Annotated in this window: 8 protein-coding genes; 2 read left to right on the top strand and 6 right to left on the bottom strand. The window is 49.5% G+C overall.

Features of this window, described 5'->3' with window-relative positions; genetic code table 11:
• Positions 1-221 precede the first annotated feature (221 nt).
• Complete coding sequence (locus B5X72_RS12750; RefSeq protein WP_079717300.1) at positions 222-3122, bottom strand: S9 family peptidase; 2901 nt, start codon at positions 3120-3122, stop codon at positions 222-224.
• A 149-nt stretch (positions 3123-3271) separates the two neighbouring features.
• Here B5X72_RS12750 and argH point away from each other — a divergent pair, with 149 nt between their 5' ends.
• The gene (gene argH, locus B5X72_RS12745; RefSeq protein WP_079717493.1) at positions 3272-4603 is read left to right on the top strand and encodes an argininosuccinate lyase; all 1332 of its coding nucleotides are present in this window, start codon (positions 3272-3274) and stop codon (positions 4601-4603) included.
• A 1-nt stretch (position 4604) separates the two neighbouring features.
• Here the strand turns inward: argH and B5X72_RS12740 are convergent, their stop codons facing one another.
• From B5X72_RS12740 to galK, 5 genes are read right to left on the bottom strand one after another with little or no spacing between them, the layout of a single operon-like run.
• A complete protein-coding gene (locus B5X72_RS12740) occupies positions 4605-4991 on the bottom strand; it encodes a response regulator (RefSeq protein ID WP_079717299.1) in 387 nt (128 codons plus the stop codon).
• 8 nt (positions 4992-4999) lie between these two features.
• On the bottom strand, positions 5000-8563 hold the full coding sequence (locus tag B5X72_RS12735; protein ID WP_079717298.1) for a response regulator: 3564 nt from the start codon (positions 8561-8563) through the stop codon (positions 5000-5002).
• A 2-nt stretch (positions 8564-8565) separates the two neighbouring features.
• Positions 8566-9714 (bottom strand): hybrid sensor histidine kinase/response regulator, encoded by a 1149-nt coding sequence (locus B5X72_RS12730; protein WP_079717297.1) that lies wholly within the window; start codon positions 9712-9714, stop codon positions 8566-8568.
• Positions 9715-9723: 9 nt separating this feature from the next.
• Complete coding sequence (locus tag B5X72_RS12725; RefSeq protein WP_079717296.1) at positions 9724-10797, bottom strand: aldose epimerase family protein; 1074 nt, start codon at positions 10795-10797, stop codon at positions 9724-9726.
• A gap of 25 nt (positions 10798-10822) precedes the next feature.
• Complete coding sequence (gene galK / locus B5X72_RS12720) at positions 10823-11998, bottom strand: galactokinase (protein ID WP_079717295.1); 1176 nt, start codon at positions 11996-11998, stop codon at positions 10823-10825.
• 875 nt (positions 11999-12873) lie between these two features.
• Here galK and B5X72_RS12715 point away from each other — a divergent pair.
• Positions 12874-15858, top strand: coding sequence for a SusC/RagA family TonB-linked outer membrane protein (locus B5X72_RS12715; RefSeq protein ID WP_079717294.1), 2985 nt, complete (start codon positions 12874-12876; stop codon positions 15856-15858).
• The last annotated feature ends 21 nt before the right edge of the window (positions 15859-15879 follow it).

The raw sequence follows: 15879 nt of genomic DNA, 5'->3' as shown, positions 1-15879 counted from the left end.
TCACTTACCTTTTTGATTTTCCCAAAAGCAACTGAATCAATACCATTTTCCCCTGTTATGGCTACAAACGTATGAATATAAATTATTACCGCAAAGGTTTTTTTTAAAAATAAGTGAGTAAACACTCACAATAATTTGCTTTATCCTTTTAGCAGGGCATTGCAAAAAAGCGCAGTTTTATGCTGCGCTTTTTTGTATTGGATGAAATATCTCCTAATCCATCAACGGAACGCCCGCTCGTCAAGGTGTTTTTCCATATCAAGCAAATCGATGCCGCGCTCCCACCAATCAGGCGCCGGCTTGCCTTTGAGGTGATGGTCAAAAAATTCAAGCATCCGTACGGCATAGTCTTTTTTATTGGGATCTTTCGCGATACCGTGATTTTCGCCTTTATACGTAATCATCACCACGGGCTTATTAAGCCTGCGTAAACCATTGTAATATTCGATGCCCTGCGTGTAATCTACCGCGCCATCTTTATCGTTATGGAGCAGCAGTAACGGGGTTTGCACTTGTTTGATGTGAAAAATAGGCGAATTGCGGGTGAATGCCTCCCAGTTGTCCCAGTAACCAGGAGTGAGCCTGCCTTGGCTGGCTTCGAATATGGGCTGGTTGGTGCTGCCGCTGTTCCAATAAATGAGGCTGTACATGCTAATCATGTTGGTGAGCGGTGCGCCGGCTGCCGCTGCTTTAAAGATGTTGGTCTGCGTGATCAGGAATGAGGTTTGATAACCGCCCCATGAGTGCCCGTGTATGGCTACGTTATCACTATCGACAATGCCTGTAGCGATGGCTGCCTTGACTGCAGGAATTACGCAAGCTACGGCTGACATACCCGGGTCATTGAGCTTATATTTGATGTCGGGCATCAGTACCGCATAACCATTGCTGGTATACACTGTCCGATTGAAGCCGCCGCCAGGGTAGGCGGGCATGGCATAGCTGTTGAGGCCCTGGGTGAGCCGCTCGTAGATATAGGTGATGGTGGGGTAACGCTTGCCTTCCTCATAGCCTGCGGGCAAGTATAAAGCAGCCTGGAGGGTGTCTCCATGATCACTTACGTAATTAATCAGCCTTACACCGGATGACCAGGCGTAGTGTTTTTGGTCAGGGGTGTTTTCGGTCAGTTGGGTGGCGTTGGCGAGGTCGGGAGCGGAGCTCACCAGCCATTCTGGTGATTTGACGCTGTTTTCTTTTGTAAACGTAAATACCGGTTTATCTTCGGCTTTTTGTAGGCCGCTGTAGCCGTGGTCATCCATAAACAAAAGCTGCAAGCTTGTTTTGCCTGCCCCCAGCAGTGCGATGCCGCTTTGTTTCGTGGCATCGTTGAACACAGCGAAGTACTGCGGTTTTTTTAAGTCGATCGCTTTGTCATTCGGATAAATGCGATAGGCACCCGCTACCTGCGTCTTGGTCTGTTTCCAATTGTCAGACAATGATAGGGCGTGTTTGCCGTCGGCGGTGATACGCCAAAGGTCATAATTGTCGCGAATAAAAACAAACTTCGAATCTTCCGACCATCCGAAATGAGGCGTGGCCGGTTTGGTGACGTTATGGTCATCCTTTTCATTCACAAACGACGCGTCGACTTGCGCGGTGAGTGGGTAGGTCTGCCGGGTGGTGAGATCAATCGAATAGAATGCGCCGTCTTGATAATAGCTAATCAGCTTACCGTTCGGTGCAAAGGGAATCCCTCGTGCGGCAGACTGGTAGTATTTTTCGAGCAACAGGGTTTTTTCGCCGTTTTTAGTGTCAATCAGGTAGAGGTCGACGTAACTTTGTCCATCCAAGCTGTTGCTCCATTCGTAAGGCGAATAATCGTAGCCCAGCGCATACAGCTGCTTGGGGCCTATGGTGACGTTTCGCATGGTGCTGTCTGCCAACTGGATGAAGCGGTTGTCTGCCAGACGATATGCGGCGGCAAAGCTGAAATTTTTGTCGCGTTGCTGCTGTACCTGCTGGGCTGATTGCAGGCGTTTATCCTGCCAATTCCAAATGATCACGTCTGGTTTTTCAACATCCGCTTTGTCTTTAGGTTTGGCCGCTGTCGCCGTTTTGCCCGCTTGGGAAGTGTCTGCCTTGGCGATTACTGCGGAGTCGGCCTTGATGCTGTCTTTGCTGGCTACCGAATCCGCGTTGCCAGGCCCGTCCGCTTTGCCGGCTTTCTTCTCCAGCTTGGCGATGCCGAAGAAAAGCGTGCTCAGATCGTCAGACCAAAACACATCGCCATGCTCACTGATGCCTTTCCCTTTGGGGAAGTGTTCATCATCGATACCCGAGTAAATGACCTTTGCGGTATGATCGCCGTTGATGCGGCTGATGCCAATGACACTATATACAGGAGTCTTATAAGCTTCGTCTTTCTTGGCTTTGAGCAACGCGAAGGCAGTGCCTTCATCGTTCCAACGGATACGGCTGTAGGAGGCCTTGTCATTGTCAAGAGCTGTGGTAATCCCGGTAGCCATATCGCGTAAGAAGATGCCGTTGCCGTTTTGCCCGTTGGCATCCACGGTGTACGCGAGGTAGTTGCCCGTTTTATTAAACGCATAGGCTGATACATTGCCCAGGTTGAAGCTCTTCTCGGTCGCTAGATGATATAACAGTAGGTCTGTGCCTTTAGGGGCATCATCGCCTTTTGGTGCTCCGTCCGGTGCGGCAAAGCTAACGGCTATCCAGGCCGGCTGCTCGCCGGAAAAACCGAAGTCTTTGATTTTTTCAAAGACCACCTTTTGGGTATCCGGCAACGAAATAACGTGCAGTTTGCTGTAGAGGGGTTTCCGTGCTTTTTCCGCTGCCTTGGCTTCGGCGCGTTTAGGCGACTCGCGAAATGCGGCATATTTTCCATCGCGGCTAAATACGGCCGTAGTTGCGGTGCCCCCTATGGCAAAATCATACCGCAAGGTATCCTGGGTATGGCGCAAGACGAGTTTTAGATCGCCTTCCGTAGGTCCATCTACCCATGCCAGCCACTGGCCATCGGGCGATAGGGCCGTGTTGTAAGGGCGTATGTACTGCCAGGCGGCGATATCCTGCCACGTCAATGGGGGTTTTTCTTGGGCACGTATTCCGATAGTAGAAAATGCGGCCACGAAAAGGAAAAGGGAAAGCAGTGTTTTCTTCATTGTGCTACGGTGAATTTGGTGTTACTTGTAATGTGTAGGCTAAAATATCGCTTTTTGCCAGTTCTTTTGCAAGAAATGCAAATTTTTGATATCGTTTATTTACGGCCGCTTATTGAATGCCAAGCATTTTGCATAAGTTTGCCCTTGAAATGAAGATTTGGCAAAAAAATACCGACGTAGATCGTTTCGTAGAGGCATTCACGGTGGGCAATGACCGCGAACTCGATTTGCAATTGGCGGCTGCGGATGTCTTGGGATCATTGGCACATACCCGCATGCTGCATACCATTGGGTTGCTGGATAGCCGGGACTTGGCTGCGGTGCAAGATGGACTCAAGGCGCTGTACCGTGAGGTCATAGCCGGTGACTTTTCCATTGGCGAACATGTGGAAGATGTGCATTCGCAGGTGGAGCTGCTGCTCACACAGCGCATCGGCGATGCAGGGAAAAAAATCCACAGTGGCCGCTCCCGCAACGATCAGGTTTTGGTGGATCTGAAGCTTTTTTTCCGTACCGAAATCGAACGCATGGTCAAAAATACGGGGGACCTGTTTAACCGGCTTGTTTCGTTGAGCGACAAATACCAATCGGTGTTGCTGCCGGGTTATACCCACCTGCAGATAGCCATGCCGTCTTCATTCGGGCTTTGGTTTGGTGCCTATGCCGAGAGCCTGGTAGACGATATGGAGGTGATGCTGGCCGCTTGGAAAGTATGCAATAAAAACCCCCTCGGCTCTGCCGCTGGCTATGGATCGTCGTTTCCGCTTAACCGGAGGCTGACCACGGAATTGCTTGGATTTGAAACCCTCAATTACAATGTGGTGTATGCGCAGATGGGGCGCGGAAAGACCGAGCGTATACTGGCACAAGCGATGAGTTCGGTAGCGGCCACCCTGGCCAAACTGGCTATGGATATCTGTCTGTACATCAACCAAAATTTTGGTTTTATAGGCTTCCCGGACCACCTGACTACAGGTTCCAGCATCATGCCTCATAAGAAAAATCCAGATGTGTTCGAATTGGTAAGGGGCCGGTGTAATAAGATACAAGCGTTGCCCAACGAAATAGCCTTGATGACGACAAACTTGCCGTCCGGCTACCACCGCGATTTGCAATTGCTCAAAGAAAATCTTTTTCCTGCCTTTAAATCCCTAAATGAGTGTTTGGAGATTACGGCGTTTATGCTGGACCATATCCAAATCAAAGACGATATACTGGCAGACCCCAAGTACGATTACTTATTCAGCGTGGAAGTGGTAAACGATGAAGTGCGGAAAGGCATTCCGTTTCGTGAAGCTTACCGCAACATTGGATTAGCCATTGAGGCGGGTACGTTTAAACCGCAAAAAGCCGTCAATCACACACACGAAGGCAGTATTGGTAACCTTTGCAATGCTGAAATCCAACAGGCCTTTGACGCGGTGGTCACAGCATTCGGATTCGAGCGGGTAAACGAAGCTCTACGTAAATTGGTGGACTGAATCAACCGTGCTCGCGTGCATTCAGACCGTGCTCTTTGAGCAGTTGCAATAGTTTGTCCACATCGATTGGTTTGGCGATGTAGCCATCGGCTCCGGCCTCCAAGCATTTCTCCCTATCGCCGCGCATCGCTTGTGCGGTGACGGCAATCACGGCTAAATGGGCATACCGGCTATCGCCCTTGATGGCTGTGAGCGTTTGATTGCCATCCATGTCGGGCATCATCATATCTAAAAGCACCAAATTTATCTGGGGATGATGTTTTAATAATTCCAAGCCTTCCGCTGCGCTGGTAGCCGACAAGCAGGGATAGCCTTTTGTTTTCAGCGTGAGTGCCAGCGCAAAAATATTCCGGGCGTCGTCATCAATAATAAGAATTTTCTTTTCCATGGCAATCGCTATGTGGTTCTGTCATACAACCATACCCTCAGTAAGGAAGTCAGCTGGTCGATATCTACCGGTTTCGAGATGTAGTCCGATGCTCCCGCCGTAATGCACTTTTCGCGGTCGCCGAGCATCGCTTTGGCCGTTACCGCGATTACGGGCAAATCCTTGAATTGCGGGTGTTGCCGTATTTTCGTGGTGCTTTCATAACCATCCATGTGCGGCATCATCATATCCATCAGCACAATGTCTGTCTCGGGATGGTTTTCCAATTGTTCCAATGCTTCTACCCCATCGGTGGCCGTTACCACATGCATTCCTAAATTTTCGAGCGTTTTGGTCAATGAAAAAATGTTGCGCACATCGTCATCGGCTATCAGTACGGTTTTCTTATGCAAGACATCTTTCATTTGGAGTTGCAGTTTGCCGGTTTTCGCCAGGTTTTCTTTCTGCGATTCTACCAAATGTAAAAAGATAGCGACTTCGTCGATAATCCGTTGATAGGAATAGGCCGTTTTGACGACGATGGAATCGGCATATTGCTTAATGCGGAATTCTTCCGCGGGAGATAGGCTTTTGCCGGTAAACACAATGATGGGTACGTCTTCCAGCCCAGGGTTTTGCCGCACGGTTTCTAACAAGTCGTAGGCATTTTTGTCCGGTACGCCCATATCCAGAATGACGCAGTCTGCCTCATTCTTTAAAAGGCTGTCGACGCTGTCGTTTATCGAGTGTCTCACACTAGACGAGATCTTAAATGACTCAAGGAAGTAGGCTAATGCTTCGGCATGTTTGGTGTTTTCTTCAACGATGAGTACTTTTTTCGAACCCTTTGCCAGTGCCTTTTCCAGCTTCCTGAACATTTCCTGCATATGTTCAAGGGCCATGGGTTTGCTGAAAAATTCGACCGCTCCATGTTGGCGGCTTTCTTTCTTTGCTTCCAGCGAAGACATGATGTGTACTGGTATATGGCGGGTTTCGGTATTTGATTTCAATTCTTCCATCACCTGCCAGCCATCTTTCACGGGCAGTTTGATGTCGAGTAGAATTGCCAGGGGTTTATACCGAAGGACCAGTTCCATGACTTCGTCTCCTCGTACGGCAACAATTCCCCGGTAATGTTGGCTGCGGGTAAAGCGGAGTAGCTCTTTGGCAAATGCGGTATCGTCTTCGACGATTAGGATGACCTTATCCACGGGTGTTATACGGCTCCGGTCATCCGGTATCGGCTGGGGAATGACCGATTCGATATGTCGCAAAGGAGCCGGGTCTGCGGGTTGTGCAGCTTCGTAGCTATCAACGGCGGGGTTGGGCGCACCTGTTTCTTGCGCTATTGGCTTGGCAACAGGAACTGTCAGTGTGAAGATGCTTCCTTTTCCGAGCTCGCTGCTCACGTCAATATCACCCCCGAGTAGCCGAGCCAGTTGGCGGCTGATGGAAAGCCCGAGTCCTGTGCCGCCATACTTGCGCTTTGTTGAGCCATCTGCCTGCGTGAAAGCTTCAAACACCTGCCAAAGCTTTTCGCTGGGAATGCCCACCCCGGTGTCTTCCACGGTAAACTCCAGCCAGTCTTCGTCTTTAGCCTTGGTGTTTACGGTTAATTTGACATGGCCTTCGGAGGTAAATTTCAATGCGTTGGAAAGCAAATTCTTCAATATCTGCTCCAGTTTCATCTTGTCAATCTCCAAGGTGAACGCTTGCGGCATTGCGTTAATGACCTGCAATTCGAGCTTTTTGTCGTTGGCTACCGGAATGAAAGTGCTTTCCATGTTATCAAGCACCTCAGCGACGTGTACGGTGGTGTATTCTACATCCATCTTGCCCGCCTCGATCTTGGAAAGATCAAGTAGTTCGTCAATCAGTTGCAAAAGGCCGTTTCCAGAGTTGTAAATGACCGAAGCTGATTCCTTTTGGTCGTCGGTCAGGTTCTGCTCGCTGTTTTCAGCGAGGTAGCGAGAGAGCAGCAAAATGGAGTTGAGCGGTGTACGTAATTCGTGCGACATATTGGCCATGAACTCGGTCTTGTATTGCGTGCTGAGTTCGAGCTCCTTGGCTTTTTTCATGATTTCCGCATTTCGCTCACGAATGATGCGGTTACGCTCTTCCAGATCGAGGTTGTTTTGTTGCAATTCTTCCTGCTGCACCCGCAACTCTTCTTCCGACGCTTGCAACCTTTGCGCATGGGCCTCCAACTCTGTATTCAAGTTCTCCAATTCGCTGTGCTGCGCTTGCAGTTCCTCTGCCTGCGTTTGGGTTTCTTCCAAGAGCTCCTGGAGCTTTTTGCGGCTTTGTGCGCCATAGATAGCCGTGCCGATGTTCTGGGCGGCTGCATTGAAAAATGCCAGCTCGTTGGGGGTAAATGGATCCAGCGCAGCCAGCTCGATTACGCCGATGACCTTCCGTTCATGGAATATCGGAAAGGCAATCACACCGCCCGGCTTAATTGCTCCCGTAGCGTGCGAAATGACCACCGCCTCCGCATTGATTCCGTCCAGTACCATCGCCTTTTGGCTAAGCATGCACTGCCCAGCAATACCCTCACCCGGTGCGATGCTGGTGACCTTGTCCGGTTGGAGCGCATACCCACTTTCAAGGAAGAGCGTATCACCATTGATAAGATAAAGGGCTCCGGCCTTGCTGTCCGTGTATTCAGCCAGGAAATTGATGATATCGGTGCAGATGGTATCCACCTGTTTTTCGCCGACCATCTTTTCGTTTAGCTCCGCCACGCCGCTTTGTAACCATTCATTATTTTCAAGCCGTTCAAAAGATAGGGCAAGGGATTCGGCCATTCGGTTGAGCGAGCCTGCTAAGCTGCCAAGGGCATCTTTTTCCTCGTCGTTTATCCGGATGGTGTAATCTCCTGCTGAAATTTGAGCCGCAATGCCTTGTATCAAATCGATACGTTGTTGCATCTCCCATTCTTTTTGTTCCAGCTGCAGCGCCATGGCCCTGCGCACAGCCATATCGCGCACGATTCGTATGTAAAAAACCACGGCGACCAGAATGGCCAGTAGTGCCGCCAGCACAATCACGCCGGGTGTATATGTGGCAAATCGGTTTTGTACGGTGGTACGGGTATCAAGCAGGCGGTTTTCTTCACTGATCATTTGATCGGCCAGTGTATGAATGTTTATCATAAAGGTCCGGCCCGCCTCCATGTCTTCCGTGTTGATTGCACCGGTCTTCTGCTTGGTTTCTATCATTGCGTTCATGCGGGCAATGCGCAAACTGAGTGTTTCTTTCAGTTGCCGTCCGGTCTCCTGTTGGGCAGGATTGTCGCGGGTGAGCTGCAGCACCTGGTCGATGTATTCATGGGCCTGTCGACAGGCCGTGGAATAGGGATCCATAAAGAGCAGATTCCCGGTAAGCAAATATCCACGTTGTGCCGATTCGGCTTCCCGTATACTGGATATCGTTTGGCTGATTATCCGGGTCACCTCGTGGGTCCGGCGTACTTCTTCCGAACTATGCAGCAACCTGTCAATACAGATGTAAGAGATTACGGAACTGATTATCAGTAACAAAATCGATAAGCCAAAACCAGTTTTTAGATTAGCGTTTGCTTTACTATACATAACTAGGAAGTTTGGGGTGGTGGTGTATTAACGGTTATCCTTGCAGATGCAGGCAAGGTGAAATAAAAGGTGGAACCCTTCTCCAACTGGCTTTCTACACCGTATTTTCCGCCATGGAATTTGACGATCTCCGCACAGAGATAGAGGCCCATTCCCAAGCCGCGGTATTCGGCGCTTGACTGTTTGGTTCGGTAAAATTTCGTGAAGAGATTGACTTGTTCTTTCTTGTCTATGCCAATCCCATGGTCTTTCACACTGATTCGGATTTCGTTGTCTGGGGTCTCGCAGGCATCAAGGTGTATTTTTTCCGTTTCGGGCGAGTATTTCGCGGCATTGGACAGATAATTAAGAATAACCTGCTCCAGCCGCAGTGCATCTCCCCGGACCACGATGTCTGCGTTTCCGCTTCGAATCACCTCACGCTCGGGGTTGCTTTGTTGGAAAATATCGAGCACATCATCCAACAATTGGTTGAGGTTAAATTCGGAGAGGTTGAAATCTAACCTTCCCGATTCCATCTTGGCAATATCAAGCAGCTCGGTCATCATGTGGTTTAGCTTATCCACCTGGTTATTGGCTTTATTGATAAACTGTAGCGCTCTGGCGATTTTGTTGTCATGGATGGCCACGCCGGCAAGTTGGATATACGCTTTCACGGAGGTCAGCGGGGTTTTCACCTCATGGCTTGCCATTCCGATAAACTCGTCTTTCTTCTCTTCCGCCCGGATGCGGTGCGCTATTTCGTTGCGTAATTCCTGCTGCGTACGGGCCAGCTCCTTCGCTTGTTCTTGGAGCTTGATAAACATTTTTATTTTAAGTACGAGGATGTCCGGGTCGATCGGTTTCACCAGGTAGTCATGGCCACCGGAGGTGTATCCCTTGGTGATGAAAGCTTTACTGACATTTACCGCAGAGAGAAAGATGATTGGCAGTTCGCTGGTTTTACTAATACCCGAGATGGCTTCAGCAACTTCGAAACCGTCCATGCCTGGCATCTGCACATCGAGTATTACGAGCTGATAATCATTTTTTAGTACTTTTTTCAAGGCTTCTTCCCCTGACGATGCTGTATCCACTTCGAAGCCCTGCGCTGTCAGAATCTTCTTTAGTGCTTTAATGTTTTCAATTTTGTCGTCTACGATTAATATCATCGTGTAAAGCTACTTGACTACTGAAAATCGATATATCGTTTGAGATTCAAATACGTGTCCGGGTAAAAGTAATGTGGTTGGGAAATCCAACTGGTTGGGTGAATCCGGAAAATGTTGGGTTTCCAAGCAGAATGCCCCATGTTTTTCATAGGGGTTTCCTCGTTTTCCTTTGTCTTTGCCTGTGAGAAAATTGCCGGTATAAAACTGGAGCCCCGGTTCGGTCGTCAGTACTTCAAGGTTGATGCCCGTGACCGGCGACCGCACCGTAGCTACCGGGCGCTTTTTAGCCAGTGCTTCCGTATCCAAGATATAATTATGATCGTACCCTCCGTTGCCTTTGATTAATTGATCGTCGGGCTGCATGATGTCTTGCCCGATGAGCTTAGGCGTCCGGAAATCAAAGGGTGTGTTTTCCACGGGTGCCGGTACACCGGTAGGGATTTGATGTTCATCTACCGGAAGGTAATTGGCCGCTTGTATTTGCAAAATGTGATTGTGTATGTCGCCGTTTCCTTCTCCGTTGAGGTTAAAATAGGCGTGGTTGGTTAGGTTGATGACGGTAGGCTTATCGGTCTGCGCCCGATAGCTGATGATGAGTTCATTGTTGTCCGTCAATCGGTATTTGACCATGACGGAAAGTTTGCCCGGGAACCCCTCTTCGCCATCGGCGGCTACGTAATAGAAATCGGCCTTTTCTTTGTAGACGATGCGCCTGTCCCATATTCGGCTGTGAAATCCGTTGGCGCCGCCGTGGAGGGCGTTTGCGCCATTGTTCGGTTCGATATAGAACGTTTCACCGTCGATGGTAAAGCGCCCGTTGGCAATGCGGTTTGCAAATCGGCCCACCGTCACGCCGTGGTATTGTTCGTCTGCTGCAAGGTAGCCCTTAATGCTGTCAAAACCCAATACGACATCGGTGGGATTGCCGTGTTTATCGGGTACAAGCAAGCTCACGATACGGGCACCGTAATCAGAAAGTGCTACGGCCATCCCACGGCTGTTTTCCAGCGTGATAAGGTGCGTGTTTTTGCCCGAGATCTGATGTTCGAAGTTACGTGCTTTGGGCAGTGTATAATGAGTCATGGTTTGATCTGTTATGTTGAAACGCTTATCCGGTTATTACGCTGGTACCTGCTGATATATTGGCGACATAAACGTGTGCTGCGTATCCGGTCTTTGCCGTATAAGCATTGGTAACAGCAGCGATCACCTCCTCAACCCGGTCTGCGCTCACCAAGTTGATGGTGCAGCCGCCGAATCCGCCGCCCATCATCCGGGCGCCCAATACCGCTGGATTGTCCCGCACAAGGTCTACCAGAATATCCAGTTCGTCACAGCTCACTTCATACAGGTGCTGGAGCCCGTCGTGGGTCTCGAACATACGCCGGCCAAATGACTCAAAGTCGTTCTGCTTCAGGTCCTCGCAGCCATCTTGTAGTCGCTGTATTTCCGTTACTACGTAATAACACCGGTTGTACACCACCCGGTCCACAGGCTTTACATATTGGTCAAGCTGCGCGAGGGTAGCGTCACGCAGGCTTTTCACTTCGGGGTGGTGCTGTTGGATAAGTGACAGTCCATATTCGCATTGTTCCCGGCGTTCGTTGTATGCCGATGAAGCCAGGGAGTGTTTGACCTGCGTGTCAAACAATACGATCCGCAGATCAGGATTATTAAACGGAATGTACTCGTAGGAGAAGTCAGCACAATCCAATTTGATTAATCGTTGTTCTTGTCCGAATACACTTGCAAATTGATCCATCAATCCGCATTTGACGCCGACAAATTCATTTTCGGCAGCTTGCCCGATAAGCGCAATATCCAGCCGTTGGATGCCTAATGCAAACAGTTCATTGAGCGCAAAAGCGGTGGCACACTCCAAGGCCGCAGAAGACGAAAGGCCAGCCCCCTGAGGAATATCGCCGCCAAATACGAGGTTAAACCCGTGCAACGGATACTCGCGTTGTTGCAACTGCTGCACGACGCCCAAAATATAATCTGGCCAAAGCAGCGGCGAGCGTTCAATGGTGGCCAGCGTTGAGGAATATGATTGGTCCTGATCCAAGGCATGCAGCCGTATGGCGCCATCATTCCGTTTTCCGACAGCGACGATGATGTTTTTATCTATAGCGGCGGGGAGCACCAACCCATTGTTGTAGTCGGTGTGCTCGCCGATGAGATTTACGCGGCCCGGCGACCGGACGATGAGTGGCGTGTCGTTAAAGAGCGCTTGGAATTTCTCATATACTGAATCTTGTAAGGAAGTTACTGCTGTGGTGTTCATTAGCGTTTATAAAAATCAAGCGTCTAAAGTACGAAAAAAAATGGATGGGTCAAGGATGGAAGCCTGCGAAGCAGGGCAACCGCAAAAAAACAGCAGCGGATTAGCTCGCCCTCGGGCGTCGTTAAAGCAGCGCTTTCCGCCATCCTGAAGTCTTCGATGCGATGTCCCGTGGCAGCCTAACTTCAGGCACATTCTCCATACCGATGACTTAAGTCAACCTTACTCCAAATTTACCTAAAACAGTATATCAATATGAATATAAGTTGCCTTTTCTTTTTAGTTTATTCGGTTAACAACTGAGCAAACTCCGAACATGATCCGAACAAGCACCGAATAAAATCCGGGTAAAAAGTAAAGTATGGGTAAGCAAGGGGTAGGAAAGAAGTACCACGGGGGTAACACTGTGCGGTGCGGTCACCGAACCCCAGCAGGCGTGCCTTCGTGCTGCTGCGCTGAACCATCGGGAGCGACGTGTTGCAGAGCGGGTGCCTCGGGGTGCCTCACACCGCGCACACCTAGACCAGAAATTTTGCGGGAAACATCGGAATTGTTCAAAACTACCGGCAGGGCGAACGCGTGTCAATGAACGTTGGGAAAGGTACGATTGTTTGTGCGTTTTCTTGCGTATTTTGTGTAGTGGTACAGCTGTTTTTGCATTCAAAAGAGGGTGTTTTGGATTTAAATAGGGTGTGTTTTTGTAACAAAATGAAAAAACATGCATAAACATGCATAAATGTAAATGATATTTTCTATACTTGTGGAGCCAATTACTTATGCCGAAATGAACGATCGGGTCGGGATTTACAGCCAGCTTAAGTTGCTGGAACAGGACACGTTTTTTTGGGTATGAGTACGAATGATCTAAATGAGTTGATATGAAAAAACAAATTTATTTATTGCTAGGACTATTGATGTCCTTCCTCCTGCCTTCCAAAGCGCAGGAGCAAACCATTTCAGGCACGGTAACTGCCTTTGAGAATGGGATGCCCCTGGTCGGTGTGTCCGTCAAGGTGAAGCAAACGGGGAGCGGTTCTTCTACGGACGATGCGGGGCGCTACCAGATAGCCGCCTTGGACGGGCAGACGCTTGTATTTAGTTACGTGGGCTATGCTACGCAAGAAATACCTGTAGCTGAATCTACGATAATCGATGTACAGCTGACCAGTGACAATCCTCTTGAAGAGGTCGTCGTTGTAGGTTATGGAACGCAGCGCCGTGCGGAGATTACAGGGTCTGTTGCCACGATTCGGGGCGAACAGATAAGTGCCCAAGCGGTAAGAAGTCCCTTGCAGGCTTTGTCCGGCATTACACCGGGGGTGGAAGTATTGCAGAATTCGGGGCAGCCAGGTAGCGCACTGAGTGTCCGCGTGCGTGGTGGGAACTCAATCCTGGGGGGCAACGAACCGCTTTATGTGGTGGACGGGTTTCCGATATCAGGTTCGCTGGAAATTATCAATCCAAATGATATCGTCTCCATGGAAGTGCTGAAGGATGCGTCAGCGACTGCAATTTATGGATCGCGCGGTGCAAATGGCGTGGTGATGGTGACCACAAAAAAGGGGACGGCAACGGGTACGAAGATCGAATACAACGGTTATTACGGTTGGCAGAGCGTTTACAAGACCATGGATATGCTTGGCGCGCGTGATTTTGCTATCCTTGCCAACGAGCGAGCGGCCAATGATGGTGTGGCGCCCTTTTTTACGGACGAAGAAATCGCTTCGTTTGGTGAAGGGACGGATTGGCAGGATGCCATCTTCGATACGAGCCCCATGCAAAATCACTCGGTGCTGATAGCTGGCGGCAGTGAACGGACGAAATTCAGTATCTCAGGCAACTACCTTGATCAGCAGGGCGTTATTCTCAACTCGTTTTATGAACAGATGCAACTTCGCAATACCATAGACCATGAACTGTTTAAAGGATGGAATATATCGTTGAATACGATAGTAAACCGTTCGAAAAGCAATATCCTCAAGAGTGACAACACCGAACGGGGCAGCGGCGTGCTAAGCGGAGCACTAATCGCACCCCCCACCATCGGAATTTATAACGAAGACGGCAGCTACCGCAACATCCGGGCGTATGCTTTCAGTCCAGATATTGCGGAGAACCCGGTAATGACGGCGCTCGAGCGCACGGATTTGACCACACGGAAAAGCTTGCTTGCCAATGGAGCGCTGACCGGTAACCTGACCGATGACTTGGTGCTGCGTACCTCCGTGGGTGTGGAGTACCAAAACAATAGGGCCGATTTTTATTCGCCAAGGATGTTTCAGGTATCGGCCAATGGCGATGCTACGCTCAGCTATGGTGAAGTAATGAATGTGGTCAATGAAAACACCATGACGTACACAAAACGGTTTGGAAACGGGCATGAAATAAAAGCTTTAGGGGGGCTGACCAGCCAACGCACAATCACCCAGGGAGTGACAGCCGGAGCTACTGGTTTTGCGTTGGATTTGCTGACCAACCTGAATTTGCAGTCTGGTAACGACCCGAAGATCCCGCAATCGTATCGAACGGAATATTCTATCCTTTCTTGGCTGGGGCGGGTTAATTATTCTTACCAGGACAAGTACTTGTTGACTGCTAGCATCCGTGCGGACGGCTCTTCGCGGTTCGGCCGGGAGAACAGATGGGGGTATTTCCCTTCGGTGGCTGGAGCCTGGCGGATTAGCGGTGAGGAGTTTTGGGGGGATCTATCTACGACTATCAACGATTTCAAGCTGCGGGCCAGCTGGGGAAAGACCGGTAGTACATCCATCGATCCGTATCAATCGCAGGCAGTGCTTCTAGGGCTTCCCGTGGTATTCGATGATAATTTAACAGTGGGCTACGGGCCGGGAGGTATCCAGCCGAACCCTGAGTTGAAATGGGAAACCACCGGACAGTTCGATGTGGGCATAGACCTAGGTTTTTGGAACAATCGGCTATCGCTGGTGTTTGATTACTACCATAAGAAAACCCGGGATTTGCTGACGTCTTCTCCGCTTCCTTTGTCCAGCGGATACGTGTCTGTACCAAGGAATGTGGGCAGCGTGGAAAACAAAGGGATAGATGCTTCGATAAATGGTGCAATCGTAGATAATGATCGGTTTAAATGGAACGTGGGTGTAAACCTTTCGATGAACCGCAATAAGGTGCTTGAATTGGCTGACGGTGCTGATATCTTTGGCGCCACCTTGGGCCTTCCTGTCGGCTTGCCGGTCAGCTTAGTGCGGGAAGGGCACCCTGTAGGCGTGTTTTACGGGTATGTGGAAAACGGACTAACCGCCGACGGGGCAATCAATTTTGTTGACCTAGATGGGAACGGTGTCATCAACGCGTCGGATCGTACCATTATCGGTGACCCCAACCCTGACTATATATTGGGTATCAATTCATCGCTCACCTATAAGAATTTGACACTCTCATTTTTGCTCAACTGTGTACAAGGCAACGACATCTTCAACTATGGTTTTACGAATATAGCTGATGGGTTTAGCTTTGGAATCAACCAAATACAGGATGTTATGGGCAATTATTGGACCGCAGATAATCCCAATCCGAACGCAAAGTATCCAAAAATTAGTTCGACTACCGTTTACCGGGCATCCGACCGATATGTAGAGGACGGGTCGTATATCCGGATGCGGAACGTGCAACTGGCGTACACGTTTAAGAATTTGCGTCTTAAAGCGCTTAATCTGGAAAACTCTCAGGTGTATTTGTCTGCACAAAATTTGTTCACCATCACGGATTATTCGTTTTATACACCCGAGGTTAATACTGTTGGCGGCGGGATTTCCCGAGGAATTGATCAATACGGTTATCCGGACGCTCGTACATTTTTACTCGGTGTGAGGCTAAGGTTTTAGTCTGCCGTGCAGTGGATTTTA

The organism is Parapedobacter luteus (assembly GCF_900168055.1).
In the GTDB taxonomy this organism is placed as follows: domain Bacteria; phylum Bacteroidota; class Bacteroidia; order Sphingobacteriales; family Sphingobacteriaceae; genus Parapedobacter; species Parapedobacter luteus.
This window is presented reverse-complemented; position numbering and strand designations above follow the sequence as displayed.

What these genes read in the sequence shown, in the direction of transcription:
- argH (WP_079717493.1), top strand. Translation starts at nt 3,272, where the DNA reads ATGAAGATTTGGCAAAAAAATACCGACGTAGATCGTTTCGTAGAGGCA.
- B5X72_RS12730 (WP_079717297.1), bottom strand. Translation starts at nt 9,714, where the DNA reads ATGATATTAATCGTAGACGACAAAATTGAAAACATTAAAGCACTAAAG.
- galK (WP_079717295.1), bottom strand. Translation starts at nt 11,998, where the DNA reads ATGAACACCACAGCAGTAACTTCCTTACAAGATTCAGTATATGAGAAA.
- B5X72_RS12715 (WP_079717294.1), top strand. Translation starts at nt 12,874, where the DNA reads ATGAAAAAACAAATTTATTTATTGCTAGGACTATTGATGTCCTTCCTC.
- B5X72_RS12725 (WP_079717296.1), bottom strand. Translation starts at nt 10,797, where the DNA reads ATGACTCATTATACACTGCCCAAAGCACGTAACTTCGAACATCAGATC.
- B5X72_RS12735 (WP_079717298.1), bottom strand. Translation starts at nt 8,563, where the DNA reads ATGTATAGTAAAGCAAACGCTAATCTAAAAACTGGTTTTGGCTTATCG.
- B5X72_RS12750 (WP_079717300.1), bottom strand. Translation starts at nt 3,122, where the DNA reads ATGAAGAAAACACTGCTTTCCCTTTTCCTTTTCGTGGCCGCATTTTCT.
- B5X72_RS12740 (WP_079717299.1), bottom strand. Translation starts at nt 4,991, where the DNA reads ATGGAAAAGAAAATTCTTATTATTGATGACGACGCCCGGAATATTTTT.